Here is a 26,174-nt window from a genome sequence, read left to right on the forward strand (position 1 = left end):
ATGATATAATATTCCAAAAACTGAACGGAGCTATTATTTGCGATGGAAGGTTAAGAGTTACTTCATATATATGATCTTATTCGTTCTGTTGATGGGGATCTTTTGGGTATCTTATATATTTTCTTCTATCCTCATGTATTTTGCTATGGGATATCTCATGCGCTTCCTTTGGTGGTTATTTCTCTTCCTTAAGGAATTTATTGGTTATGGAAATGGGTATTTAGAAATTCAGATGGTAAAGTAGAACAATCAATCCTATTGACCCTTTCCTATGGCATTTATCTATACCTTTTAGTCGAATTAGATACATATTCTTGGGATGGAGAATCAAATTTTTATAAGTATGTATCCTTGGTTAGATGGATTATAAATGCGTGGTAAAAACAAGTTATCGAGCCCTAAAGTTTAAAGCCAGAGCAGTGCTTGGATTCCCCATACTCCAATGCCAGCGAAACCTTAACACCGGAGCAAAAGCCTGAGATTAACTTTATGAGAACTTCTCAGTTTTCCTCCCTCTAATAACCCACTATCCCTTTCCCGAAACAAAGAAAGCCGAGCAATTGTCAGGAAATAACCTGCATCTGCTCAGCTCTGATATGACTTTCCATTGCACAATACAACTTTAATTTGCTGGAAATGAATTTTATATTTATTTCACAACTACAAACGTGACGAGTGTCAGGTGATAGAAAAGTGTGAAACTAATTTAGTTAATTGTATTGGGTTATCCACATCACGTGATAAACATAAAAATGAGAAAGTTTTGAACTATAATAATCACCATAAAAAGAAAGTCGGGAACTAGATATTGCTCAAGTTAACCATCGCTAAACCCCGTTCTAATAAGCTTTGTGATAAATTCCAACCGAATAGGTACGCGTCCTTTAAGAATCTCTACAGATCGAATCCATTAAAGTATTTAACCTTAGTATTGCACACTTTAAAAAGAAATCATTGACTTCATCTGACTTTGAATTTTCTGGCAGCTCCTTTTGGAGAAACTGTTTAATGTATTTCTGTGTTTATAAATAAAGAATTCGAAATAATATCAAAAGAAACATCTCACCAGGTAGTCCTCATAAAGTAAATACGACAAAAGTTGTTTTTCACCAACTTTTTTAGAATAAACTCTACATACTTACTTCTTCTCTCATAATACTATTTTTCTGCTTTCGTAATTGCCTCCAACCTATCGAAATAGCTATTAAAGACAAGGTACAAGCCATCATTACGACTGTGCCCCCACTAAATGTTAACAAAAGAAATCCTGCTAATAAAACTCCAACTGGCTGTGCTATCATAACAGCAGATGCGATAAAGCCTTGTATACTGCCTAAATGTTTGTTTGGAATGATTTGTTGTAGTTCTGTTAAGTATATGATGGACACTGGTGCAGAAAGCAAACTAAATAAACCGAATAACGCAAGGCTAACTAGAAACGAATCCGCCATAAACCCAGCGATTATGCCTGTCACAGCTGATACAGCATATAAGATAACAGCAATTTCTAAGTTTAGTTTTTTCACTCGATGAGTTATATACGCGCCAATTATCGTCCCAATCCCCATCACCGTAAAACATATCCCAAGTATTGGTGAACTGTTCCACTTCATACTAGCAAACAAGTGTGGTAAGAGAACATCCATAAGCATTACGAAAGCCATATTCGTGAATACAGTCGTTATAATAGCATATGTAATCCATCTTTGTTGTTTTAATAGCTCCCCCAATATTTTAACTGCATTGACAATTCCCTTTTCTTCTGGAGATATTTTCGGTTTTGGTAATTGTATGTGTAAGCGTAAATACAAAAATGCACAAAACGTGACAATAGTGCAAATAATCGCAACAACCATCGCAAGATTAAAGCCACCTAAAAATAGCAAAACTCCAGCTAAACTCGTACCAACAAGCCCAACCGTTTGCTTCACCATGCTAATAATACTATTTACCGATTTTAACCGCTCAGAATCAATAATTGATGGAATAAGTGTTCTTTCTAATGGTGATAAGAAAGAGCTAGATATCCCTATGCATACAACAATTAATGCATAGATCCAATAACCAGTCCCTTCTGCGGAAAGATTGAAGATGCCCACGACAAGTAGCGAGACATGTGATACAGCATTCCAAATCGAAGCGATAATACCAAGCTGGATTTTATCCATACGATCAATCGCTATTCCGCTAAACATTGCAAACAAAATACTTGGAATGTAGCGAAATGACATAATTGAACCGAATACCAACGGTGAACTGGTAATGTGGGTAAAATACCACGCTATCGCAATAAAAACGATACTCCCCTGCAGTGCTTGTGCCCCCAAAGAGACTATAAATATATTTATATTTTTACGCATATTCCACTGCTTTCTGATTCATCATTTCATCAAACATTTGCCAACCAAACCACTGATCTGGATGTTGTTCGATTAGCTTTTCAATCCACACGAACAATGGTGTAAGAATACTCCCTTCTTCTGAATAACTGAGCATTGGACCTAAGTGTAGTTCATATTTTTTTTTATCATACGTCATGGCTACAGGTATCACGTTACTTTTACATAAACGACTTAAATTTTCAACACCTCTAGGTACCCCTAGTTTCTCCCCTAATAATTCTATTTGAAACAAAGATTTATCATCTGATGCTGTTAATTCTGGATAAATTACAGGGTAATTCCCCTTGTTATATGCACGATAAAGCTTTCTTAGAATCCAAATATCAGGAATCTTGTTAAAATGTATCTGAATATCTGGAAATATTTCATTGACACTATTAGCAACTTCCATTCCGTCTTCCATCCCAGAAGCTACTATATGAGAACCAGATTCAATAAAATGAGCCAAAATTAAAGGAACTAACATATGTAATCCGAAATGCGGTATTACAAATATACAAGGTTTGTCAACAAGCCTCGTAATATCTGTAGGAATGTTCAAAAATGAATTATCTATTCCTTTTTCTTTCAACAGTTTTATAAGCAATGACCAATGCATAGGTCGTTGTGCAAGAAATTCCTTATGTTTCAAAATTAAATCAGGATTATTTTCTACAAAAATGGAATAATATTGGGAAACCCGCCAAGCTTCGGGATCTGAACATAAAGACAATAGTTCCTCCTTACTAATTCGCATAAGCTCATCTATATGAGTACTTAAACTTGGGAAGCTTAAATCTTTGATGTTTCCCATATCTCATCCCTCACTTTATAACATTCTGGCATTGCATCAAATTTGTTCAATAATGTTCTTTGAGCATAACAACGACAAGTTTGCATCATGCAATTACCATTAAAAATACATCCTGAACATACTTTTAAGTCCTCGAGATTCCATCCACCACGATAAAAATCCCATTTGCTACTACGCCATGCCGCAAGAACTCCTCCCTCATCCCTTACATTTGAGATAATTTGCGACTTATCTCCGATGGATTCTGTACAAGGATAGACATTTCCATCTGCTCCGATAGCCAACAAGTACATACCCTGAGGTCCAACATTAGGAGGTAGTTTTACTTCACTACTTGAACTTTTTGGTCCTGGATAATAATATGTTTGAAACTCAATTTTGATAGAATTATATTTCTTTTTCAATCTTGATACTTCTTTTGAGAAAAAGTCTAACTCTGTTAATGTAAATTGAAAATAATCCGGATCTAAACTTGCTCTTCCAGATACAGATGCAGGATGTAAACTAACTCCCTTCGCCCCGTTCTCTATACACGCCTCAATAACCTTTCTAACACCATCATTTTTCACCAATTCGGGAACTAAAACAGATTCAACAATTACATTAAAATCATCTTTAGCAAATCTAGAAAGCGTCTTCATCACACGCTCATATGACCCTTTACCACGAATCTGATCGTGGTAATATTCGTCACCATCTAACGACAAATGAATTTGTAATCCTCTCTGCTTTTTCTTTTTCACTTCCAGTAAAGTATTATATACAGCATCAGTCACTCTATGACCATTCGTAAAAAATTCAAAGAAGCACCTGAGTGTACTAGCATGTTCCAATATAGCACAGATATCTTTTCGTGTAGTTGTTTCCCCACCTGAAAATGCAAGCTCAATAACACCTAGATTATCTAAATCCGTAAATAATTTTTTTATTTCATCAGTTGATAATTCATCAGAGGTATCTACAAAGGGAGATGACTCTCTTAAACAGTGTTTACAAGCGAGATTGCATCTCATAGTACTTGTAACATTGACCTTTGTCGGAAATGTCATCGGTGTATACTTGGAGGAAAAGGGATAATTAATCCCTAAGTTTAAAAGCGGCCTTCTTACCTGCATTTTTTTTTCAGTTTCAATAACAGTACCGCGAAAAATCATTTCATCTACAAACTGATCAAACTCTTCCTTATCTGGTAACTCTTTTAACTGTAAAGCCCTTTCATAATAAAAGTCCCACGCCTCTTCTTTAGTTCTAGAGTTTGATAAATGTACTAATAAATCAAAGGCTGCAGCAGAAACAAACTCTGAATGTCTTGTATAAGCATTAAAAAAGAATCTTGCTTCTGAATCTAAATATCGATGTTCATCACGTAAAATCACATTATCACTAAGAACTATATACATTACAGATGATCCTCCGCATCTAAATATTATTGAATAAAAATTACCAGAGACTCATTAAAGTCCCTGGCAAAAACTTACTAATTATCTAGTTTCTTTGTCCGGGTTAGTTGGTCCTGAACAATTACAATTGTTAAAAGCTGGCTGTGTACCCTCAATGATAGGATTTTTCTTCTTCATAGGACTCCCCTCCTTTCTTTACAATTCAAAAAATAACATACATTTTAGGGTAAATCAATATATAAAGGGAATTTTTGTCATCACAAGTTTTAAGTAGAGTCTAAAAAATCCTTTACACCAAAAAGATATATTATATAACAAAAAAGGGAAATCCCTATGAGTTGGGTTTCCCTTTTCTCCAAAATAAAGAAACAAACGATAGATTAACAAACCGTGTAATTCGTTATCTGTTAATCATGATAATAGTTATTCTCATAGCCCTTCGAGGTAATCTCTTCTGTGTTTTTGGCTAAAATTATTGGCAGACAACTAGGCTATTACATGCTTTCATAAACGTCGCTAAATCACCAATCCAGCACCATCAACACGTACTTTCTATTCCACGATTGTTGCTGGTTCTTACTTGTTGCATCATACACGTGGCTAGAAAATGTTAATATAGCAAGTTTAGGGTGAAATATATGGGTGACTTTTAATGTGTACCATTTGCTATTCAATTGTAACTGATGAAGGGAGGATTACAACATTATTGAACTTCGATAATGCCCTTTTAGTAATAATAACTACGATTAAAATTCCACCAAAGACAATCTACTGCTTCTAATTTGTTCAACTTCATTCCTCAAAAAAGTGTCTCTCTAGCGACAAGCTCAGATTTACCTATGATAATTAAATTTAAGTAACCTATGTAGGATAGCGAGTATATCTTACAGCTCAAGCTCACTGTGTTCCGTGCAGAACTCCAATTCTGCTTGCAAATTCAATCTGATTTAACCCATTTATCTATAACTTCAACTTCCCGATGATATCTCATCGGGACTGACTTCAGCGGTTCCACATTTTTTTATTAACATGTGCTGTTCGTTTTCCTAATCCCTTCCCTTCATTCCCTGCAAGGCCGAGTTTGACTGAAAATCTGGGTGGAATCATCCTGGAAAAGCAAGGGGAAAACACAGGGGACAGGATGATGAGGGTTAGGCATAAATCGAGAGAGTCATGCTTACGAGAGATATTGATCAGGGAAATCATCGGGGAGAAAAAAGAAATAAACCGGAGTGAAATCAGGAATAATTCAGCTCCGGCTTCCAGTCAAACTTTATTCGCTTGGTTCAAACTTTTTAATACGGGCGTTTAAGATTATTGGATGTTAACATCACAGCCTAAACTTTCGTCTCTATGCTGTAACGATAGGATATCGCCTCTTTTTATGACTATTCCTCCAGTCTACTGTGTTAAGCTCATCTTATCGGGTGTTTTACCGCATGTCTACCCAAAGGGGATAATAGAAATACCACATCCATTTATCGAGCAAAAGTCGTATCCCCCCATTATCTAAACTCGCTCAACCCCTTGTCCGGACTAGTTTTTCTCGCCCTTCTTCTTTAATTGTCCCACAACTTGAGCAAATGAAAGTCTTATCGGGAAAAACAGAGAAACGGCAGGGATTTCGGCTGAAAGGTGGTATGGAAATGTAATTTAAAGTAGTATCAAGGACGGGTAACAGGACTGTGTGTAAAGGCACAGGATCTCTTGAGCTAACCCAGGAACAATACCCTGGAATAGATGCTTGCCTGAACATATGATTCGAGAAGAGCCATTAAATCTTCCTGCCCTTCCCTTTAATACTGGCCCAATAAGAAAAGCCGAGCAAAAGTCAGGAAATATCCTGCAATTACTCGACCTAAGTACTAGGACACAACAATAATTCCATAATCAACAGTAGAGCACAATTTTAATATCAATTAATTTATTCATTGGACACTACATATTTTTTATAACACAACTTTATACAACAGAGAACACAGCTTCAATACAAAATAATATCATATGCTATGCAACGAAAATAAAATCGTATGGCTCCTCCCTCGCTCCCCTCACCTTAAAAAAAGCCCGCCCCTACACCATTTGCCGCCTATTTCCCCTGATTTGTCTGACAACTTGTGCAAATTAAACTCGTATCAGGAACACATGGGAAAGGACAAGGATTGGAGCTTAGGTGGAGTTTGGGAAATGCATTTTAAAGTCGTATCGAAGAGGAAAAGGACAGTGATAAGATCGGGCTACAGAGTCAGAAATAGCCTGGGTGAAAGCGTGAGCAAATGCCTGTGTTAGGTTAGACCCACTCTAACGCCTGAGAAGCCTTGAAATGCCTGAGAAAAGCCTCTGAGATATGATTCGAGAAGAACCCTGCATTCTCCTGCCTTCCCCCAATCTCCCACTCCTGCCCCAAAAAGAAAAGCCGAGCAAATGTCAGGAAATAATCCTGCACCTGCTCGGCTCTGATACGACTTTTAATTGCTCAATACGAGTTTATTTTGCTGGTAAAGGACTTTATTTGCATTGCACATGTTGTGCTGTTATTTGGTATTAAAGTTGTGTTCTGAAGTTATTGATTTTTCTGAGTTTATCATAATTCAGTTATAATACTGATATATAGTTGTGTGCTAGAATTCTGAGGATTCTGACTTAGACTACTGGTAGTTTTAAGCTTATCTCATATTTTTTCAACTGAATACTCTTTAAGTTCTATCGATTTCTTACTATCAAAAAAAACACTGATGGAAACTGAGTATTTATGATTAGGGTCTCCCCCAATGATGAATAATATTGGTTCTGGGCAATTCATCGATTGATTAGCGGATATTGCATTCATCTGTTTCGAATCAATTGAACTCCTTTGGCTTGTAGCAAAAGGATGAAAGTGCCATTCTCCTAAATAAAAAGCCTTCTCTTTTTTCCAAAGTTTATTTAACCATTCCTTAAGGCCTTTTACACCTCTGTAGAATCTAGTTCTACTATGTTTTGAGTCAGTAGGAGCAGCACTGCTTCCCAGAATAACGGCCTTCTTATATGTGTCGTCATAATAACCTGCTAAAATGCCGCCTGTTTCCAAATTACCATAAGAAGTACATTGTGCTAACATAAACGCTAAAATATCTTCGCTAAATTCAACTTCCAAGCCACTTTCATGATCTCTGTATCTATAAACAAGCATTATTGAAACACCTCTCGTTGTTTCAGTATTACCCCTGCTGATACCCCGTTTAATTGCTGTTGTTCATATACAGCAAATATATTAGATCCCAACGGGTCTAGCCACCATGTTTCCATTTCTTTTATTGCTAATCCTGCCATTATCCAAATATCATCAAGTCTAGCCGGAAATAACGGATGATAACAGCCAATTCCATCTCTTGGAAGGACTGTTTTCTTATTTTCTTCTCGTTCTAATTCGATCCATGGTTTAAGAAAATCATAAAATACCTGACGGGGAAAGGGATGCTTGTTTGATTGTAAGATAAACATTCTTTTGGCTCCGAAGCCAAGCGATATAGACACAAATCTTTTAGGAAGTGTCCAGTCGAAAGAATATAAATGGTCAATGACTGCATCGCTACCCGTAGTATCAATAATGACGTCATGTTCTTCTAAAATCTCGACCTCATCTTCACTCAGATTTGGGAAAGATTTATTTATATGTGATGACCAAATGTGTAAATTGTTCTGATTTATTCGTCTAGATAAAGATTCTGCTTTTTCTCTGGATATTTTATCCACACCGAGAATATGTCGTGAAAGATTCCCTATTTTTAAAATATCATCGTCACAAACAGTGATTTTTGATATGCCTGTGCGTGATAGTAATTCACCGATAGCTGAACCAAGCGTTCCAGCACCTATCAAAAATGCACTATCCTGATGGATTTTTTTATCTAAACTCCCGCGGCTAAGAATCGCTTCCTTGCTCCAGTTCTCAGTACGGATATAATTTAATTCTTTTTCTGGTTTTAGCTCATTCAATCGATCTCGATGAAAATAATAGTCACGTGCTTTTCTAAATCCTTTAATCCTTTTGACTTTCCTAGTCAACTTCGCAATTTCAATACTGATCCAATGAACCACCTGATCTTCTTCCCCAACGATTTGAGGAATTTGAAAGCCAATCATAATAAAATTACGATTATACTCACGGAATGTATGCATTAAATCATATATCTCATTCCAGATATCAAAATGGTGTTCTTTACACACCATTTCTAAATCGCTGACTGTCTTGGGGTATGACCAAGGTTGTTGTATAGGTTTAAAGGGTAGCAATACCCATACTCCATATTGTATCTTAGTTTGGGTATTAAGCTCTACAACTTTTCCCCAATCATAGGTTTGCAATACTTCTGACTCTCTATCAAAGAAGCGTGATATATAAATAGTATCCGAATTCTCCTTAACCTCCCTTAGAGATACCAAACCAGACCGAGTATAGATTTCACTCCACTTTATAAGATCCTTTCGCTCTTCCGCAAAAACAATGGATAACTCTGATTTGAAATGTGTATGAGGTAATTCGAAATAATCTCCAGGTACAGCCAAAGAATCGTTAGAGGCAGCGATCAGCCATAATTTCAATCTCTGTACATGCCAAGAGATTCGCTTGTCAGAATCTAAAAGTTCATCACTGTCCGATAACAATTCCAGTTGACCGCTATCCCAATCGGTACAAATCTTTCCTAATCTCCAAGGAACATAGTCAACATTTATATTTTCAGTCATGTGTTGATACGTAAGAGTGATACTTCTAATTTTATCGGGAAATATGCTAATAGATCCTCTTGGATAAAGAGGATCTATTAGCATATACCACTGGGTAGTTTGAGGTACAGAAGAGAGTTGGTTTAATTCAGGCACATTTAAACTAAAATGCAGGACCCAACTATCTAACTTTTCAAACCAATAAAGCTCTTCTAATTGTTCGTATCCCTTAACAATATCAAGTTGAATACAACCAGAGTATATATTTTCAGATACTGCGATATTTATCATCCAAAACGTCCACCCATAACATTTTGAGTTGTTGGATTTTCTCTCTTTGAAAATCCAACAGAGCTGTTCTCACTCTTGCTGGTTGCCTCAGAGGTTGGGAACTTAGAACCAAAAAGCTTATTCCATTCCTCTGCGCTTTCTTTTACAGTAGTAGCATCTGTAGCCCTTCTAGCAATTACAGCTGCTTCTTTAATTAGCTGGTAAAACTCTTCATATTCTTCATTTGTCACTCTGCCCATTACATCGTGATCTGGTACACCATGATCCGGCATAACTGGCTTCGTAGGATGGTTATTTACAATCTCTTCCAAAACTTCGGTCACCCCTTGACCAACACTTTGGATATCATCCGGGCAGCATAAGCCTATCAAGTGCTCAAAAGGATAGCCCTTTGGATATTTAGGCACATCATTTGATCTTCTCCACCATTTCAGAGCCTTAACGACGTTAACATAGTGGCGATTACAAGATTTATTTTTTTCTTGAGTCCATTTAATTTGAGCTAGAGGATCAGTTTGTTTCCATTCTTTTGCCTCTCTATCGGGAATCCACAGGGGAACCGATTTCCACTCAGGTTCATTCGCATTAGAATATGTTCTTAAAACAGAGCTCGTATCCAATGTTTCTTCAAGAACTTCCCAAGACTTCTTCAATGACCATGTTTCAATATCCTCCAAAGCCCGCATGTCGGTTACACTATTAGATTCCAAAATTCCCTCTTCACTTTCCGAGGGGGCGGCCGTGATAACAACATCTAAATCTACATAGCTTAATGAAATTCCGATTGAACGTCCCTGAATCTCGTATTTACCTGCATAGTGTTTATCCATGAATGGAACAAATACTTGAAGTGCATCTTCTGGATTGCTATATTCCTCCATACTCAATTTAGTCACTACAATTACATCGACATCCGATCGACTGTCTCCTTTTGGACGAACAGCGGTAGACCTTCGATAACTCCCCTGAAGAAATGTACTTACAATAATTTTAGATAGATCCTCGTCTTCTTCTAATCTATTTCTCAAAGTAGTATGTCCTTTGATAAGATCATTCACTTGATTCTCTGTTAGACGAATTTCTTTAAGGAATCTTGCAAAATAGGTGGGAATATTCATAATGAGACCTCCAAATTATTAAAGTGGGAGTATAAATGAAGGAGAATATGATCCATCTCCAGAGAAATTATGCTCATATAGTATAATTTCTGGTATATTTGATGCTTGTTGACCAAGAAAGAAAACAAAGCCACCAGGCGCTGCAATAAAAAGGTGAACTTTTCCTTTTCTTTGACTTGGATTGCGTCTATCTAGTGCCTTAATGATTTGCTCAGCTAGTAGCCAAGCATGCGTGCCATCTTTTATTGCCTTAAATCCCTCTGACGGCAGGCAAAAATGATAGAAAGCTTGTACTTTTAGCTTGTTATTTTCTATGTGCCATTCTACGTGAGGTTTAACATTTCGAGTTACACTAATAGCAACTACTGTATCACCTTGATCTAATTGGTCAGATGAAAACTCTTCTATGAATGTCGTGTAATTCTGGTCTTCTTCAAAATGTACATCAGGAATCCAAGCCATCAATCCATCTCCTCGCTGTACAGGAAATGCTTTTACTCCTGATTTTGGATTCAGTATCATTCCTGAAACAAATGTTATAGAAAGGTGTGTATTAAATTGGATCAAGTAGGCATTGCCTAGAGAAAAGACATCCTGTATAAATCCCTTTAATTTTGGTGCAACGTCACCGTTCCAACTTTGATCTGTTTTAATTAGGCGTTGATCAAAGTGGTCACTAAGACACAGAAGATGGTTAGTCTCTTCTTCTAATGTTTCAGTATAGGGAAGAAAGCTCCGGATTCCTACAGGGATTTCATCCTTTAGAATTAAAGGTTGACCCGAGTATAGTCGCTCTTTTCGACATAACTTCAGAAGATTAACTTTATTAAAGCTTTTACTTCCTTTACTTGCACAATTCACAATTAGATCATTATAAGGGTTGACGAGAACCTTTGAATCAATCGGTTTAAGCCCAGCAAGCATTAGTTTTGGATTAAGCTGTTCTTTAATCAAAAGTGAAATACCTGGCTTGCTATGATGAATCCGAATACTTCTTAGGATTTGCCGTAGTTCAGCCTCATAATGTAGTTCAAGTTGTTTCATCATCGATTTTCGAGCGAGTGCGATTTTTGTTCTCTGTCTTCCGTCAAAAAAAGAATCTAAGTTCAACTTGTTGTGATGATTATCCAATAAATTTTCTAAAAGGTCGCCTTTTTGAATATTCCATGGAGTTATCAAATGGAATCGGGCATTTGTATATCCTTGCTTTATGGCATCCCTTACTCGGTGTAAAAAAGAGTGCGTTGAAGCATTAATAAATGAAGGATCAATGAGGTCTAGCAATTCAATCTGATGCGTATTTTTAACATGATATTTAACCTGGTAGAAATCCATAGTGATTTCATCATCAATACCATAGTCCCCTGTAACAGGTTCTATATATTCAACAACAACATCATCCAAAGATTTAACTCGATCATCTTCGTAAGATACCTCTTTGATATTCGAATCTTTATGTAGCAATTCAGAAGCAAACAACCAAAAGTATAAATTCTGATAAGTCAAACCAGCGTTTATTGCATCAATCGCTTTGCCCATTTACCACAGTCCTATTATCAAATTAAAGAACTTACGTTCCCCTATTGTATTATCCCACACACATTCTTCTTATTCAATTATGAATGATATAACTCTTAAATATTATTTGAATCATATTCTCCCTCCCTCAATGAAACCCTTCCTTTCCTTTTTTATGTGCTGATTAAATGTTTCCACTATTATCAGTACACACGTTTCTACTATATTATCACTCTCCCTTCCATTTTATATAACGATTTTGAACGAATCACGACCGTACCAGCCGAAGCAAAAAAACATCTGTACTCAGTAATCAGAGGGAATGAAAAGGCCCATTTTGACAAGCTTTCTGATACTCATTTGTTGTCCTGATCTCTACCATGCCTCCAATATTTTGACAATATTCCCCAAACGTCTTATTCTGGGAAGTGAGAAGCCATATGATTGGGGAGTTATTGTTGGAAAAGTCGAATAAATTAGCAAGCACTATCTCTGCTGCAGTCATAATATTATTTGTATCAGCATTAGCAAGCATTATCGCTGCAGTAGTCATACTCTTATTTGTATGATACACCATTTCTATAAGTTTGGTTCCTTCGCTAAGGATCCCATCGTAGTCCTGACGTAGACGATCCAACGCGTCTAAATATACAGACCCTCTTCACGGATCATCATACCATGCCTGATAGCGCAGTCGATCAAAATCCTTGCCGCTTTGCTTAGTATTGAAATCTCAAAAGATGTCGGTTGATTAAGCTGCCCCTCCGGATATTAATGGACCGCTTAGAGATCCATACCAAAATAGTTAATATACTTCAATCGTTGGTCCGTAACCATGACAAAAACATTGATAACTCTTTAAAAAAGGAGAACTTTATGTATATCGAACAGATAAAGATTAAGGGGTTTAAGAAATTCAAAAATTTTGATATTGAATTCAAAGAAGGGATTAATGTACTGATCGGTGAGAATGAGGCTGGTAAAAGCACCATTTTAGAAGCTATCGATGTTGCACTGAATCAAAAAATATTCAATACTACCAATAACTTCGAAAAGTATTTTAATAATGATGTTGTGAATCAATATAAAAATTCCCCTTCCATCGATGCTCTTCCTAAAATTGAAATTGAGTTATTTATTAGTGGTGAAAATGCTTTGAATTCTGAGTACTTTAATGGACTCCATTCTTCATCGTCTCCTATACCCAAGAGCGGCATTAATTTCATGTACAAATTTGATGAAAATTATCGCGAACTTTTAGAGACAATGTACGATGGGAGTTATGATGGAAAATTCATACCAACAGATTACTACATAGCGGAATGGATCACTTTTGCCGGAAGAAAATATATTTATAGTAAGTCACCAATTAAAAACGTATTAATTGATAATTCTATTCGAAAAAACAATCTCTTTGATTCCTACTCAAAAAGAATTTTTAATAATAACTTTGAAATATCGGATAGGCAAAATCTTTCTTATCAATTAAGGAAAAACATCCAGAACTTTGCTGACGAGAATACCGAACGTTTAACTATAAAAGAATATAATTTGGGAATTGACGAAAATAAAACAATTTTAGAGAATTTACTGGATTTAAAAAGTAACGGGATCTCCATTCAAAATAAAGGAAAAGGAAAAGAAAATTTAATTAAAACGGAAATTGCCTTAGAGGTCGAGAGTGATCTAATTCTATTAGAAGAACCAGAAAATCATTTGAGTTATGTCAGTACTCGAAAACTAATAAAAGATATCCAAAATATGTGTGATGGTGCTCAGTTGATAATTACTACACATAATCCACTCATAGTCAGTAGATTGAATTTGCAAAATACAATATGGATTAGCAATGAAAACTACCATTCTCTAAGTAAAGTGCCTGATGAAACTGCAGATTATTTTATGAAAACAGATAATATGCAGTTATTGAATTTTATATTAGCTCAGAAGATAATTCTTGTAGAGGGAAATAGTGAATACATATTGTTGCCACAACTTGTAAAGAATTCTTTGGCTTATACTTTAGAAGAAAAATACATTGAAATCCTATCGGGCGGGGGAATTACCTATAAACACTATATCGAACTTTCAAAAGTAATTAATAACTCTTTATTAGTTATTACTGATAATGATGGAGACCAAGAAACTATTGAATCTATTCATGAATTAAATAAAAACCATACCAATATTTATGTTAAATGTTCCGATTTAGTTAGTGAGTTTACTTTTGAGGTTTGCCTCTTTAATAAAAACGCTGCTAATCTTAAAACTATTTCAAATACTAAGCCTGGTACAAAAGCAGAATATCGCGAAATACCCATGGATAAAAACCTTGCATATATGCTAAAAAATAAAACAGAAGCAGCTTTACGGATATCTGAAGAGAATACTTTTAAAAATATTATTGTTTTACCCGAGTACATTCAGGAGGGGATAGAATGGCTCGTTCAACGATAATGCTTGCTGTAGCTGGTTCGGGGAAAACACGCTATATAGCTAATCATTTAAACCCGACTTCTAAAAATCTGGTCATTACGTATACTAGACAGAATGTATCTAATCTAAAAAAAGAGATCCATAATATTCATGGAGAGATACCAAAAAACACACAGGTATTAACATTTGCTAGTTTTGTTTATCGATGGCTGCTGAAACCCTTTGAACCCATCTTAATCATTGGAGGCAGTAAAGGTCTTATAACGACTGGAGTGGAAATTAACAAAGAGCCCGAACCACAGAGAATAAACGGAGAACCAAATTATAAGTATTATAAACAAAATGACTATAGGCACTATATCTATAATCGAAAATATTATTCATCTAGAATGTCTGGTTTAGTATTAGCACAATCAAAAGAAGTCAAAAAAATCATATTAGGACGTATGCTCAAATTTTGCGACCAGCTTTATATTGATGAACTCCAGGATTTCATGGGGAAGGACTTTGATTTATTGTCCCTGATTATTAAAGAAAAAAATATAAACGTATTTGCTGTAGGGGACTTTCATCAACATTCGGTTAGCAAATCAAACTTTTCAACGAATAAACCTTTTTCGAAGAAAGGCAAAACATTTATCTCAAGGGATGAATATAAAGCACTTTTTAAAGGTGCTGTAGACATAGATGAAAGTACTTTAATAAACAGTAGACGAGTTCCGGAGGAAATATGCAGTTTCATTAGAAATAAGTTGGAAATTATTTTACATTCATCAAGCACAATCAAAGGGCGCTACGAGTTGTTGGAAGATGATTCTAGAATTTCAGAGGTAATGGAAGATACTAGTATTATAAAATTATTCTATAATGATAGCCGTAAATATAATTGCTTGCCCACTATAAATTGGGGTTATTCTAAAGGCGACACCTACGAGAAAGCTTGTATTATTCTTACTAAAACTTTTGCGGCACTGTTTAAGGAAGATTTCTCAAGCACTCATTTATCACCTACTCAAATAAACCCACTCTATGTAGCAATGACTAGGGTTACAAACGAGCTTTATTTCGTTAAAGAGAACGACTTTAAAAGACATAAGAAAAAATATATGCGGCTATGAATGAGGCTGCGCAACTGCGCAGCCTCATAACTTTAACTTCTATGACTCAGGCGGATCTTCCAACGAACAATTTGTGATACTTTAGAGGTTGTATTTCTCTTCATACAACTGTAAGTTTGTTTTTTAGGTTACCCTCTTTTCACTCACCAGAAAATCATTTCATCAGGTTCAGAATTTTCAATAGAGCGAGTTTCCTTTCTCCACTCATCAGAAAATAAAATATATTCATCAGGTTCTGTTTGCTCAATTGTTGCAGTTTGTTTTCTGTAATCATCGTTTTGACATAAGAGAATTTCATCAGGTTCTGATTGCTCAATCGTTTCTGTAATAATACGCTCTGAACTTGAACTAGACCTAATTACATAATTTGCTATGTAAGGTTTCTTCATATCCTTCACCTCCTTTCTACTATAATTTGTAAATGTCCTGAGGCGGACATGTCATTGGGTTTATCCTGTATTTGTATAATTTCTGCCTTATTTATGTTATATGAAGTAATTATTTGAACAATCCGGTTATAATTATCTGATTCCGCATCACCAGTTCTGATAAGTGTTATCCTTGTTACTTTATTTAAAACCAGATCTTCTCCAAATTTTTTTATAACATCAAATTGATCGGTGAAAAGCATTTTTGAGGACTGGGATAAATCTAAATGAAAGACTTTACTTATTGGGCTTACCGGCGGTTTTATTTTCTCTTCGGCTTGTACTGAGCCAAAGATAATGTCAAAAACAAGTAAAAAACTGCTTATCAATAAGATACTTTTCATATACCCGTCTATGTTTTTAATGAAGGATACTTCCTCAACACTTTCATTGTCGCGCAGTTGATATTCAATGTATAGTGCTGTAAGCAGGTCAATGTTTGGTTTGCTTGAATTCTTTATCATTGAATACTTAAATTGAGCATACGGCTTCACTTGAACGAACCTAAAAAACAATTTAACAAAATTAATGAGGTTATAAGCTAAGTAACCAGCCAGGTAGATATATGCAATAACTAACCACATAGGCTTATCAAAAACTTCGCCAATTCGAAGAGCACCAGGAATATAAAGTGGAATTAGAAATGCAATGATTGCTAAGTAGGCAAGAAATTTATTGGTGGTCTTTGTGCTCTTCTCTTTAATTTGATCCAATTTGTATAACAAAGTTTCTTTATATACACTAAGTTCTTCTGAGTCCTTAGTTCGAAGAAAAGCAATATGTTTGGTCTTTAAATCATTAATTTTTTCAGTATTATATTCTCGCTTATATTGCGAAACTCGAAGTGAATACATAAACCGAAATCCTTTTGGAAATTTGGCTTTCTCATTATGATCTCCATACCAGAAGCCTATTGAGAGAAAATAATAAATGACGTCACCAAACTTTATGGTTAAAAATGAAAATCGGAGTTCTCTTGACTCTTCTTCTAACGTCCCAAAATTGTCATCATCTGAGATAACAAAGAAGGGGAAGACCCAGGCCATAAAATTCATTAATTTATAGAATTTTAAAAAGCTAATCTTCAAGTTAAGTGCACGTCCTTTATTAATTGATTGATAATAGATTGAGAGATGGGGATACCAACCTTTTCCTCTAACCATAGCCATTGGCCGTTTGGGTTTACTTCAAGAAAATAATATTCATCTCCCATTTTTATAAAATCAAAGGCACCAAATGTTATTTTTAATTCATCCATAAGTCTGTAGCACAATTCTATTATATGAATTGGTATCTCTACTGTTTGATAAAAGTTCTCTGCGTTCTTTCTTCTCCAATCGATTGTATTGCTGGAGTCAATTCGAACAGCATATACCGTTCTTCCAACAATTGTAACGCGATACTCACCTTCCGACTTCTCTACGTAAGTCTGGAAATAAGAAGGTGCATGAGAAAGCCCGCTCACAGCATGTTCTCTATTCACCACATTAGTCTGGATTATTTCCCATCCTCCAGGTACTTTAACTCGACCAGTTGATAAAGGTTTTACAATGGATGTTTTCTCTTGACAAAATTGATAAGCAGATACCTCATCGTTTGTAATTAAGCTTTGAGGGATTTGAAACCCCAATGAAGAAGCAATGTTAAGTTGTACAATTTTGTTTTCTGCCTTACGCAGAATGGAGGGTTTTGTTATACACGGCTTATCAAATGTCTCAACAATACCTTCAATAAAATTCATAATATCTCTTTGCATCATTGGAATATAATGACTCTCATAAGATGAAAGATCAGGGAGTGAAATTTTACGATAATAAACGGCATCAATACAGGAACTGGATATACTCCAAATGTTGCCTTTTGCAAGTATGACCCCTTCATTGGTAACCTGAATTTGATAGTCATCAAGTTGGTCAACATTTATTCTAAACCAATAAATGTAATCGCTGTATGTAGAAATAAGATAGTCAACTGTTACGTCTTTTGATTGAGTTACAACTAGGATTTTAAACAACATCCCCATCCTTCCTTGTGATCAATCTGCTATGCATTTAACATAAGGTTCATGCCCCAATTCACGCAACTCACTTCTCAGTCTACTGCCTATTGTACTAGCTGTCCAGGTAACAAGTACTAGGGATTGACTGCCATGCCATTACACATTATAGAAAAGCAAAATTGTTATCCACCATCTCACCTTTCCGTACATTGAACTAAATGCTTTCAAACAATCTTATGTAATTCCTCTTCCACTAACTCCCCTTGGATGGCTTTAAGAGCAAGACTCAGTATTGTTTTTTAGTTTGCTTGGATGGGTCTAATTTTGTATCCGTATCTGCTGCTGAAGCTAATAGTTTATTTATTGGCCTATAAGTGTCCAATTTTTTTAATAAAACAGTTGGTTACTCTCAACTTCCCGGTCCCAAGCCTAACCACCGAATATTCAAATTAGCTTTGCCGCTATCGAATTTCCAGTCTAAAAAGAAGCGTTAATACCACCGATAATAAATAATATGGGAGGGTGATAAATATAGTACTTTTAGTCGCAATATGTCTATTTCTGGTGCTAATAATTATAAGCATCTATGTTGAAAGGAAAAAATATATAAAATTGAAAAATCAGATCGAAAAACCAATTGTAAAAATATTCCATACCCAATATCTTATACATGAAGAAGAGACGATGAAACTTATTAAAGCTTATTCTCATCTCCTCAGCGAGTCGGACCATATTTTTAAGAGAGCACTTCTAGAGTTGAAAATTCAAAAAAAGAAACTATCCTCAGATAGCCCTTTCGAAGATATACTAAAAATGGTTTCTACTATCGTACCTCTCATGGCTATAATAGCCACTCTGTTCATTGCCACTTTTAAAGAAGTAGATATCCTGCTGACTTTTAGTAAGGCAGCTCTAGATTCTGTTACGATAATATTTTTAGCAATTATATTCACTGTGTTTTGCATGCGCATATTTAGTGTTTCTTTATCAAAATCAAACATGCTAATAGACACTCACTTATTAATTGCTGAAGATATTTACGAAGAACTATCACAAAGTCAACGAAAAACTTCAGATTCTGATGAAATAATTAAGCGGTAAGGCCAATAATAATATTAGTTTCCTTTTCGTGAAGCAAATGATCGAACTCGGTTAGAGTTAATGTTCCAAGATGAAAGTACTTTTACGCTTTCTATTCCAGGTTTTAATACAGTGCATATTATATCGCCTGTTCTGATTGCATTGTAAGCTTCCTATTATTATGTAAGTTCTCAGAAACCTACAAAGCGACCCTAGCTGGCTCATAAGTCATCAAAAGTGTATCGGCTACCACCAATAGCTTAAGCTCCTATTAGAATCCAAATCCTCCCACTTCGGGTACCAGCTAGAAGTGGGAGATTATTCAACTACGTTATGAAGCAATAATTAAAACAAGGCATTAGTAAAAAAATCATCGTTCCATGGAGGTCTAGTCTAACAAAAGTAATTATTTGTAATAGTGATTAATATCAGAAAATCAAGTCATACACTTGAGTACATATAGAGAGAAATAGAAGGTTGTGTAAAATAGCACATTTTATAAAATCTTTATCCTACTTTAAAGATGCACAGCAATCATCAAATAAGCAAATTAATTCAACCAGTCTTCTGTAAGATCTAATTTTCTATTACAGATATCGCAATGAACTTGAACAACAACTCCTAGACTTGTTGGTGTAAAAATATAAGAAAACTTCCCACCTGTTACATCTAGTGACTCACAAGAATCCCAATTCTTTATCTTCTTTTTCATTTCAGCTGTGATTTCAAATATCATTCGTATTCTCCTTTGTTTAAAGATAATAGCCCATATTGTAATTCATCCATTTTAAAGTACCTTGCCCGAACCCTTCAAAAACAGTTTCGACAGGTGAAACACACTTCTTCTCGCTTCGATTCAAAGTGAAACCGGGTTCAATAATCCCAAGCTCCACGTTATAGTTGTTAAAACTTCGGCTCTTGTCTCAAAAGAAATTTTTTCGATTAGGAACTGCATGGAAGTTATGCCGCATTTGACTATGAATCCTGCATCATGCAGCCATTCGACTTTAGACTGGATTTTCATTTTTTCTAACCCCATTCAGATAATTCTACATACCATTCTTCTGGTTTTCCAGGCGGGTATCCCCGTTTCAGATAATCGCGGCCACCGTCTACAGAAATGTTACGACAACGGCATGTTTGTACATCATATCTGTGACAAGATTCAATCACATCATTACAGGATAAACATCGGACTGCATTTTTGATGATTTTAGCCATAGGATTACCTCCTTTCTCTACTACAACTCCTTACTTCGTAAATATTCCTGAATAGAGAGTTGTACCTGTTGAGAGCAATTTTTATATCTGCATGAACTAAGTATCATAGGCAACGTAGTATTTCCATAATGCTTCTTGTGCAAAGCAACCGTATGAGGAATCATTCTGAGCTGATAATGTTCGGTTGATTCCAAATACTGATCTAACATATTAGTAGATCGCGGTAACTTCTCACTGTAACGTATGATTCGAGCCTTATCTTTAGTAGATAATAAGTTCAGAATCGTATACCGTTTTATTTGCTTGTTAGGAGGGTTCTTATATAATTGCTGACAAACTTCTTTAATCACTAACATTAATTTTGTATCTTCTTCTTCCCAAAGAGGGCTTTTAAATGGGTGATCTGTCAGAGGCAAAATGTTCTCTAACCCGTTACCCTCTTCCTTCATAAGTTTAGATAGGATTTTACTCCCCATGATTTTCCGTAGATCGGATCTGCTGAGCCCTGGGAATCGTTCTAATAATTCCATCAGCTTCGCCCTTGGTTCTACCTCTACTTCGGACGTCACAGCAGCTTCTTTCATAGCTGGAAGGATTTCTTTCTCATACTTCTCTCTTTCATTTATATAGCGGGTCACGACGCTCTTGCTTGTATGGAGTAATATACTGGTTTCATTGATACTCTGCGTCTGATCATAGGTGAGATAGAGCTTATGAATCCAATTCAAACTTCCTTTAGTGAGAGGATGTTCTTGGTTAACTTTCTTCCCCATATAAAGAAGCAGGTATTTTTTTATGGTGCTTCGATTAGCTCCTAGGGAGGCAGCTATGTTATTCATGCTCTTCCCTTTATTATATTCAATGACAAGTTGTTCGTGCCATAACGGCCCATATTCAACCACCTTTACAGTAGCGAAATCAAATTCTAATTGTCCGTCTACGCAGCTGGACCGATATTCCATTTTACAGTGTTTACATAGAAATCTGCCCCTGATTCTTTTAGTAGAATAACAATAATGCTGCTTATTGGAGGTAATCACATTTTGGGCATACTTCGCACAAACCTTATTTATACATGGCCAAGGCCCGTTACCAAATGGAATGGGCGTTTTTTTATGTGCACTTTCATACTTATGGAGTTGTCCATAACCTCCAATTAACCAGTCCAACACCAACATATGAACAATTGGATTTCGGATGGCATTCTTTTCGCTGAAAATTTGTAGTGCACTTCGTTTTTCTAGTAAGTCTGGTATTAACCCTAGTTCTTCTAGTGTTCGAGGTGAATATCTTTGGAGGAATTTTTCATGGAATTTTTGATTCATGTACCTACCATCTGGATGCTGATAACCCATTTCTCTTGCTAACAAGTTGTAAATGTAAAACAGGTCACCAATCTTAATTTCACCATTTAGTATTTGATAGACATCTTTAGAAATCCGAAGTTTTAACTGCATAATTTCATCTTGGTGTAACGTGTCTATTGTGCCACTTAGTTCGTGCCCATTCGGGCAGTGGGTAGATCCTAGAAATATTGTGCCATATAGCTGCCCCAATGACACTTCACACTCCGGACACTGACTAATTAAAACACATCGATGCTTATGACATACGTCTATACTACCAATTTGATGAGAACGATGAATGTATACTTCCCCAAAACGCTCCTCATCTTCTGTAATACATTGAGTACAGTAGCGAACATCTTTCGAAATAATAGGAGGAATTAAAACAGTTGCATATTTTTCACCTTGTCGATAAACGATCATCCTTGACCGTAATTCGTCACGATTGACGTCAGACAAAAAGGCAGCGAAAAAGGGGTAAAATGTATGTTGGAGGAGAAGTGTATCACTATCGGGGAATAAAGATGGCACTTTTCTCTGAAGCACCTCCAAATTATGAGGCAGGAAGGGCACCCTTCTAGAATTTATTCCCATTAATTCCTGAATCCCTTCTATATAGGAGCACCCTTTACGGAGAACATATCGGTAAATTAAACTTCTTAATTCCTCATCTGGGTAAGGAGATGGAAACATTTGAATTCGGCTCAAAAGTATCACCTACTCTGCTCGTTTTTCAATCGGTTCTGCCTTCAACTCCATTGTAGTAACTGATCACACTATTAATTACGTTGTCTAACTGGACAGCAGCGTCTTTACGCAAACCCGCATTTCGGATTAATTTCCATTTGACTACGCTTTGTTCTTCTTCAAATAATTTTTGCGCAGCCACTTCAATTCGTCTGATTTGGAACTGATGGATAGTCTCTACTTCCCTGTCGATCAAAGCTTTACATCTGGGTAAAGCTACGAGCTTCTTTTCTAATAATGAAAGCTTCCCAATCCTTCTTCCAATTTCTGAGATGGTGACTCGAATCGGTTTACCCGAGGTTGATCTAATTTCTCTAACTGCCTGAGAAATAATCGGTAGAAGCTCTCGATCCCTTTTCTCCCAATCGACTCGAATTTGAAGTATGTCCTCTTTAGCCGTGCTATAACAAGTGGCATTTGTTTGGTTCGACAAGTCTTCGGAAAGCAGATCTAGGTCGATTGTTCTTACATTTTCACCAAATGATTCATACTTATCCATGGATCTAGGCTGCTCCTTCATTTTTAAATAAAGGGTAGAGCGATGAACCCCTAAACACTCGGCTTTCTGCCTAAGTGAAAGATTTGAGTTAACTCGGAGTTCGTCAAATTTTTGTTCCCAAACGATGCCGAACTGCTTGATTCTACCGATTTTCACTCGATCGCACTCACTTGTGTCCGGCCCTCTTCTGGAGTACACAAAACCGCAATTACACTTGAACGTACCCACAGGTCGCCCTGTATCCGAACATCTCGTGACTATACAACTCGGAATAGTGTTTTCTTTAAAATGATCTGCCACTTTATTCAAGCACGGCCATGGACCTGTACCAAAGGGATGATAGGTCTCCTTCTGCATTTCGCAGATCGAATCTATAGTTTCAGCAAGAAATTGCATCACTAGCAAATGCCGCAGGCTATGGATATAATCATGGCCGCGCAGTAATTTATGCAACCAGGTATCCTCCGAATGTTTATTGATTTCGGAGTGACACATGTGGAGTAGGTCCTTTCCCAGTGTTTGATATAGGTTTGAACGAAGATTTTGAAAACGTATATTTCCATTCGGGGTGATGAAGCCGCGCTTCGATAACTTTGCCCTATACATGGGGATATTGTTCAGGTATTCGTCGTCATACGGCATATTAAGTAGCGCATGTGATTGTTTTGCAAGGAAAATCAAATGTTTTTTTTGAACGTTACACGAATGAGGCGCAGCCATTTTTTTACGAATGAGATCACGTTTCAGACTTACATATTCGTGCCTGTTTCGTCTTAAAGTGTAAGGAATCACTGAGTCTTCTAATATGCATTCATGTTTATAACAAACAAGAACGCCTGGTAATTGATGTGACCGATGCCAATATGGAAGCCCGTACGTTATCTCATCCTCTATGATGCATTGAGGGCACACTCTAAGAAAAGGAGGATTTTTCACCGTCGAAGCTAGTAAACCTAACCGAGCATTCACGGCTCTGCCTAGTTCCCCCGTCATGGCTGATTTTACGAAATGAGTTCGGTCTTCGGGAAGAAAAGCAGCAAAATACGGTAACAGGGTGTGAGACTGGATGATCTCTGAAGGGCTCATATTATGCCTCATAAGATGGCTAATTTGATCTATGTGTGCTGGCAAACCTGTAGCAGCACAGAAGACAGAACCATTATATAACTCAGTCATAGTCGCTTTGCTGCTATGATTCCCCGCATATAAATGGTATCTCGCTAGGGCGCTATACAGTAATTCATCTGGAAATAAGGAAGGGAAGAAACCAGTCAGTATAACCACGTCCTATCTTGGTTTATACTTCTAGTTTTCCCCTTTTCATAGAAACTAAACTTTTGCACTCTCGATTACGAGACATCTTCATCTGGGAACAACACATCTTGAGATCCGGTATATCCAGCCTCGGTCAAGGATTTGTATAACTCTTCTGGCGTTGTCTTTCCCTTTTTGGGTACATGGTTTCGAATATCGTTCGGGTCAGCTTCGTCAAAGCCGCTTAAGATATGCTTAGCCACCTCCATCCGTAAAGCAGTAACATCTGCGTGCGGCTCATGATTTTTTATATAATGCAGAGCAATTTCCTCTGCTTGTTCAATTGTGGTACCTAAACTTACAGCCAGTTTGACCAGTTCCATGTATGTTTTACGGTCGTGGTCTATTTTTTCTGTCGGCATTTCTTTCTCTCGAAGATTACCGTGAATACTTACCTTTTCTTCTGATTGAGCGAGATAGTGAGAGAAGTCATTCCATTTCGGATACAAATCATCTATATCATATAAGGCTGATTTATTTTGAGTTTTTAATGCCTTGATCATCGGCTGAACCAATTGAAGGTGTTCGGAAACAACTTTCTTAAGCCTGGCAACTGTAATGCGTTCCTTTCCCCCCTCCGTTTCTCCAAGAGCGATAGCATCCCACTGGGCAAGCATATAGAGTTTTACCGCTATATCAATAATGCCTTGGGTTAACTCATAAATTGTTTTTTTCATCGGTTCCGTTAATTTTGTTGGGGTGGCCGTCCATTGGTATCTCCACAAACTGGATATGAAATAATCCCAGTCTTCACTATCCGACATGCGGTCAATAATCATATCTCCTTGTCCGCATCCCCTTCTTGCCTGACTAAATGATCCGCCGAACAACCGAAGTGCTTTGTAGGTACCAACGAGAACCACCGGAACACCTATCGTATTGATAAGTTGCGTAAAGAAATTCAGCATTTTCTCAGAACCGCCGCTCTTTGCTAGACTTAAGTTCTGAATCTCATCAATCACTAACGTCCCCAAGCAATGAAGGGAAGCGATGTGGGCCATTTGTGGGATTAATGTGTCCGTGGTCGAGCCATTCGTAACAATTTTTTTGAAATAAGAGGTACCCAGTACCGCATCAACGGCTTGAAAAAAGTTGATACAAAGTCCTTTGATCGAGCCATCATAGGGACAGTTTAATTTAAGCCACACCAACTGATCCAAAACGAGTGGTTGATTATGATAAGCCGTATGCTGAATTACTTGAGGATACAGGAGCAAATTAAGATCCACCGCCGTTGACTTCCCTTGGCCGCTAACACCAATGATATTAAATCCAGCTGCAGTTGATCGTATGCCTGCTGCGTTCTCGCCTTTCTCATTCACTCCTGCTTTCAGAATCTTATCGAATCCGACATGAAATTGTCTTGCATACTCCCTTTGCAGAGGATTACGTGCTACATAGCCATGCCGAATCATCCGTGAAAATCGCTGTTCTATGGACAAATGGATAGGGAGAATTTCCACATAATCACTTAGCTGTTGCACACAATGCAGCCTGAGCCTTCTACTGAGATCCCGCTGTGAGTGATCGTAATCAGGATAGTGGGGTATCGCATCCAGTAATTCATCTTCGTCCAAAATTCTAGGAAGTGATTCGATCATGGGATTTCCAATGTAACCCTTGATTACCTGATCGGAATGATACTGAGCCTCTATAACAACACCTTTCAAAATCGGATTGCGTGTGTACTGCTCAATGGTTTTAACCATTTAACCCCTCCTCTCTTTACTTTTATTCCATGAGAATAATTTCATTCG

The 26,174-nt window shown here is 36.7% G+C and carries 18 protein-coding genes; 3 read left to right on the forward strand and 15 right to left on the reverse strand.

Annotated elements, in window-relative coordinates:
* Positions 1-1,130 precede the first annotated feature (1,130 nt).
* The 7 genes from AK95_RS15795 to AK95_RS15825 form a co-directional block, all read right to left on the reverse strand.
* Positions 1,131-2,360, reverse strand: a complete 1,230-nt coding sequence (locus tag AK95_RS15795; protein ID WP_071220925.1) for an MFS transporter — start codon at positions 2,358-2,360, stop codon at positions 1,131-1,133.
* Complete coding sequence (locus AK95_RS15800; RefSeq protein WP_071220926.1) at positions 2,353-3,195, reverse strand: LpxL/LpxP family acyltransferase; 843 nt, start codon at positions 3,193-3,195, stop codon at positions 2,353-2,355. The genes AK95_RS15795 and AK95_RS15800 overlap by 8 nt, the downstream gene beginning before the upstream one ends.
* On the reverse strand, positions 3,174-4,595 hold the full coding sequence (locus AK95_RS15805) for a radical SAM/SPASM domain-containing protein (protein WP_083397645.1): 1,422 nt from the start codon (positions 4,593-4,595) through the stop codon (positions 3,174-3,176). The genes AK95_RS15800 and AK95_RS15805 overlap by 22 nt, the downstream gene beginning before the upstream one ends.
* A gap of 2,671 nt (positions 4,596-7,266) precedes the next feature.
* Positions 7,267-7,767, reverse strand: coding sequence for an MPN domain-containing protein (locus AK95_RS15810; RefSeq protein ID WP_071220927.1), 501 nt, complete (start codon positions 7,765-7,767; stop codon positions 7,267-7,269).
* Positions 7,767-9,593 carry a ThiF family adenylyltransferase gene (locus AK95_RS15815; protein WP_071220928.1) on the reverse strand — a complete coding sequence of 609 codons (1,827 nt, stop codon included), beginning with the start codon at positions 9,591-9,593 and terminating at the stop codon, positions 7,767-7,769. The genes AK95_RS15810 and AK95_RS15815 overlap by 1 nt, the downstream gene beginning before the upstream one ends.
* A complete protein-coding gene (locus tag AK95_RS15820; RefSeq protein ID WP_071220929.1) occupies positions 9,590-10,711 on the reverse strand; it encodes an SMODS domain-containing nucleotidyltransferase in 1,122 nt (373 codons plus the stop codon). Before AK95_RS15820 ends, AK95_RS15815 begins: the two co-directional genes overlap by 4 nt.
* 18 nt (positions 10,712-10,729) lie before the next feature.
* On the reverse strand, positions 10,730-12,250 hold the full coding sequence (locus AK95_RS15825) for an SAVED domain-containing protein (RefSeq protein WP_063477417.1): 1,521 nt from the start codon (positions 12,248-12,250) through the stop codon (positions 10,730-10,732).
* A gap of 855 nt (positions 12,251-13,105) precedes the next feature.
* Between AK95_RS15825 and AK95_RS15835 the strand changes: the two genes are divergently transcribed.
* Positions 13,106-14,686 carry an ATP-dependent nuclease gene (locus tag AK95_RS15835; RefSeq protein WP_063477419.1) on the forward strand — a complete coding sequence of 527 codons (1,581 nt, stop codon included), beginning with the start codon at positions 13,106-13,108 and terminating at the stop codon, positions 14,684-14,686.
* Positions 14,668-15,783 carry a DEAD/DEAH box helicase family protein gene (locus tag AK95_RS15840; protein ID WP_063477420.1) on the forward strand — a complete coding sequence of 372 codons (1,116 nt, stop codon included), beginning with the start codon at positions 14,668-14,670 and terminating at the stop codon, positions 15,781-15,783. The genes AK95_RS15835 and AK95_RS15840 overlap by 19 nt, the downstream gene beginning before the upstream one ends.
* Before the next feature lie 143 nt (positions 15,784-15,926).
* On the opposite strand, the gene AK95_RS15845 is transcribed toward AK95_RS15840, so the two are convergent.
* The 3 genes from AK95_RS15845 to AK95_RS15855 are packed head-to-tail and all read right to left on the reverse strand — an operon-like array spanning position 15,927 to position 18,228.
* A complete protein-coding gene (locus tag AK95_RS15845; protein ID WP_063477421.1) occupies positions 15,927-16,172 on the reverse strand; it encodes a hypothetical protein in 246 nt (81 codons plus the stop codon).
* A gap of 5 nt (positions 16,173-16,177) precedes the next feature.
* On the reverse strand, positions 16,178-17,299 hold the full coding sequence (locus tag AK95_RS15850) for a hypothetical protein (protein WP_063477422.1): 1,122 nt from the start codon (positions 17,297-17,299) through the stop codon (positions 16,178-16,180).
* The gene (locus AK95_RS15855; protein ID WP_082834224.1) at positions 17,296-18,228 is read right to left on the reverse strand and encodes an MvdC/MvdD family ATP grasp protein; all 933 of its coding nucleotides are present in this window, start codon (positions 18,226-18,228) and stop codon (positions 17,296-17,298) included. The genes AK95_RS15850 and AK95_RS15855 overlap by 4 nt, the downstream gene beginning before the upstream one ends.
* Positions 18,229-18,894: 666 nt before the next feature.
* Between AK95_RS15855 and AK95_RS15860 the strand changes: the two genes are divergently transcribed.
* A complete protein-coding gene (locus AK95_RS15860; protein ID WP_143767934.1) occupies positions 18,895-19,311 on the forward strand; it encodes a hypothetical protein in 417 nt (138 codons plus the stop codon).
* Between the two features lie 529 nt (positions 19,312-19,840).
* On the opposite strand, the gene AK95_RS15865 is transcribed toward AK95_RS15860, so the two are convergent.
* The 5 genes from AK95_RS15865 to AK95_RS15880 all read right to left on the reverse strand — a co-directional run bounded on the left by AK95_RS15865 (position 19,841) and on the right by AK95_RS15880 (position 26,126).
* A complete protein-coding gene (locus tag AK95_RS15865) occupies positions 19,841-20,026 on the reverse strand; it encodes a hypothetical protein (protein WP_063477424.1) in 186 nt (61 codons plus the stop codon).
* A gap of 293 nt (positions 20,027-20,319) precedes the next feature.
* Positions 20,320-20,511, reverse strand: a complete 192-nt coding sequence (locus tag AK95_RS33475; RefSeq protein WP_074961871.1) for a DUF7695 domain-containing protein — start codon at positions 20,509-20,511, stop codon at positions 20,320-20,322.
* Positions 20,512-20,531: 20 nt separating this feature from the next.
* Complete coding sequence (locus AK95_RS15870) at positions 20,532-22,565, reverse strand: TnsD family Tn7-like transposition protein (protein ID WP_074961873.1); 2,034 nt, start codon at positions 22,563-22,565, stop codon at positions 20,532-20,534.
* A 25-nt stretch (positions 22,566-22,590) separates the two neighbouring features.
* Positions 22,591-24,387, reverse strand: a complete 1,797-nt coding sequence (locus AK95_RS34815; RefSeq protein ID WP_074961876.1) for a TnsD family Tn7-like transposition protein — start codon at positions 24,385-24,387, stop codon at positions 22,591-22,593.
* 65 nt (positions 24,388-24,452) lie between these two features.
* Positions 24,453-26,126, reverse strand: coding sequence for an ATP-binding protein (locus AK95_RS15880; RefSeq protein WP_071220930.1), 1,674 nt, complete (start codon positions 26,124-26,126; stop codon positions 24,453-24,455).
* Positions 26,127-26,174: the final 48 nt, after the last annotated feature.

This window comes from Paenibacillus sp. LC231 (genome assembly GCF_001860525.1).
In the GTDB taxonomy this organism is placed as follows: domain Bacteria; phylum Bacillota; class Bacilli; order Paenibacillales; family Paenibacillaceae; genus Paenibacillus_AQ.

Bases quoted from the DNA above. Each gene is read 5' to 3' on its own strand.
- AK95_RS15795 (WP_071220925.1), bottom strand. From the start codon at position 2,360: ATGCGTAAAAATATAAATATATTTATAGTCTCTTTGGGGGCACAAGCA.
- AK95_RS15800 (WP_071220926.1), bottom strand. From the start codon at position 3,195: ATGGGAAACATCAAAGATTTAAGCTTCCCAAGTTTAAGTACTCATATA.
- AK95_RS15805 (WP_083397645.1), bottom strand. From the start codon at position 4,595: ATGTATATAGTTCTTAGTGATAATGTGATTTTACGTGATGAACATCGA.
- AK95_RS15810 (WP_071220927.1), bottom strand. From the start codon at position 7,767: ATGCTTGTTTATAGATACAGAGATCATGAAAGTGGCTTGGAAGTTGAA.
- AK95_RS15815 (WP_071220928.1), bottom strand. From the start codon at position 9,593: ATGATAAATATCGCAGTATCTGAAAATATATACTCTGGTTGTATTCAA.
- AK95_RS15820 (WP_071220929.1), bottom strand. From the start codon at position 10,711: ATGAATATTCCCACCTATTTTGCAAGATTCCTTAAAGAAATTCGTCTA.
- AK95_RS15825 (WP_063477417.1), bottom strand. From the start codon at position 12,250: ATGGGCAAAGCGATTGATGCAATAAACGCTGGTTTGACTTATCAGAAT.
- AK95_RS15835 (WP_063477419.1), top strand. From the start codon at position 13,106: ATGTATATCGAACAGATAAAGATTAAGGGGTTTAAGAAATTCAAAAAT.
- AK95_RS15840 (WP_063477420.1), top strand. From the start codon at position 14,668: ATGGCTCGTTCAACGATAATGCTTGCTGTAGCTGGTTCGGGGAAAACA.
- AK95_RS15845 (WP_063477421.1), bottom strand. From the start codon at position 16,172: ATGAAGAAACCTTACATAGCAAATTATGTAATTAGGTCTAGTTCAAGT.
- AK95_RS15855 (WP_082834224.1), bottom strand. From the start codon at position 18,228: ATGTTGTTTAAAATCCTAGTTGTAACTCAATCAAAAGACGTAACAGTT.
- AK95_RS15860 (WP_143767934.1), top strand. From the start codon at position 18,895: ATGAAACTTATTAAAGCTTATTCTCATCTCCTCAGCGAGTCGGACCAT.
- AK95_RS15865 (WP_063477424.1), bottom strand. From the start codon at position 20,026: ATGATATTTGAAATCACAGCTGAAATGAAAAAGAAGATAAAGAATTGG.
- AK95_RS33475 (WP_074961871.1), bottom strand. From the start codon at position 20,511: ATGGCTAAAATCATCAAAAATGCAGTCCGATGTTTATCCTGTAATGAT.
- AK95_RS15880 (WP_071220930.1), bottom strand. From the start codon at position 26,126: ATGGTTAAAACCATTGAGCAGTACACACGCAATCCGATTTTGAAAGGT.